Origin of the sequence: Staphylococcus sp. HMSC061G12 (assembly GCF_001838465.1) — a bacterium.
GTDB classification, from domain to species: Bacteria; Bacillota; Bacilli; order Staphylococcales; family Staphylococcaceae; genus Staphylococcus; species Staphylococcus simulans.
On the sequence record NZ_KV837038.1, the window covers coordinates 1 to 1,555 of the forward strand.

General features: G+C 28.2%; 1 protein-coding gene and 2 pseudogenes. 1 reads left to right on the plus strand and 2 read right to left on the minus strand.

Translation table 11 applies throughout. From position 1 onward, the window contains the following. Positions 1–220: pseudogene (locus HMPREF2937_RS13635) on the plus strand (hypothetical protein); the annotation flags it as partial. A 630-nt stretch (positions 221–850) separates the two neighbouring features. Here HMPREF2937_RS13635 and HMPREF2937_RS13640 read toward each other — a convergent pair. Then, entirely contained in the window at positions 851–1,018 is a 168-nt protein-coding gene (locus tag HMPREF2937_RS13640; RefSeq protein ID WP_176745458.1) for a hypothetical protein, read from the minus strand. 46 nt (positions 1,019–1,064) lie between these two features. After that, a pseudogene (locus HMPREF2937_RS13645) lies at positions 1,065–1,555 on the minus strand (hypothetical protein); the annotation flags it as partial.

A 1,555-nucleotide genomic window follows, 5' to 3' on the forward strand; every position in this document is an offset into this window, starting at 1 on the left:
TTTACAAAATTGGTCTGATAAGGGAATTAAGTCATTAAACGAAGCAATAAATTATAATGTTCAAACAACTGGTAATATTAAAATTAAAGAATTAACCCCAAAATGGCTAAACAATCCTCAACAATTACGTAATGAACAATTGACACCAGAAGAGCAAGTAGATTTTGAAAGACAACGAGAAGCATTTAAACGACAATTGGAAAAAGATTGGAAAAGTTAATTTAGTTGCCTATTTATATAAAACGCTAAAGTTAACAAAAAAATTCTTTTGAGGTATATATCATTGTTGCTTTGAAGTTATTGTGTTGTCCTATTTTTGTATAGTCTTTTCATATTCTGGACCATTTGTGGATATTATGCATTTTAACTGTTAGTTTTTTATACTACTCCATGTTTATGCAAATTTATCATATATTTTATCGTTTGTTCCTTTGTAATAATAAATTCGACTCAAATCAATTATTTTTAGTTTTAGGCATCACTGTTCAGTCAAAGTCTATTAATCAATGTTGGCATTTATATAGATAAATTAGTGAAGTCAATGACGTATCTAAAAACCCCTTAAAAAGTTGATTTCTAGAGAGAAAAATACTATAAATACTAAATTCTTGATTCTTGAAAACTTGTACTGTTAGTTTCAAGAAGTTTGAGATAGTGTCGACCTACATGATATAAGTAAGTCTATCTATGACATGAATCAAGACAATGATTTAATTAATGAGTTTTAAATCAGAGAAATTTACATCATAGATATGCAAGACAATATCGATTATAAAGAAAAATAAAATTATATGTGTTAAATAATTAATTGTATTGCTTTTGCTGATAATCTTAATATCTTTGTTCGATCTTATGTAGTGTAGTCGAATGTATTATCAGCTGATTCATCGAGTCTGCTCGCAATAGTATCATTTGCAGTTATTTGTTCAATTTCAAACCACGCTTCATCTTCAGGATTTGTAAAAAAATAATCAATAATGGATTCAAACTCTTTAACTAATATGTGTTTTTTCTTCATAATTATAATTAAGAATGACGATTCCTCTCTCTTTTTTGTTGGGAGGTTAATAAGGAATTCCCTCATCATCTAAGAGCCCTGTTTTTGCCCACATATGCATACTTGCTGTTTTGAAATTATTATCATATTGTTTTGTTTGTGTAGAGTGTTCCCACATTGCAGACCATTTGTTGATATGATCTACTTTGGCTGCTAATATTTTTGCAGTACCCACAGCATATGCAAAAATATTATATATTTTTTTACCTTGTCCTCTGTGATAGTTTCTTAGTGCTTTAACTAATGAACCCAATGTATTATTAACTATGTCAGTATATGCTTCATTGTTGATATTAGGATATGGATTGATTTGATCTGAGATATTGTTGAATAAGCACTTAATTTGAGCATCACTAAAGAAAGGTTTATAACGTTGATATAATTCAATCGGTACACCTTCAGGACAAGCTCTGAAATATTTGATGTTTTCATTGCGTTTTAATTGGATTTGTTTTTTTCTACATTTGTTACTTACAAAAGAATTTAATAGTTTTATAA

Excerpts from the sequence above, each read along its gene's own strand:
- HMPREF2937_RS13640 (WP_176745458.1), bottom strand. The coding sequence starts at position 1,018 with ATGAAGAAAAAACACATATTAGTTAAAGAGTTTGAATCCATTATTGAT.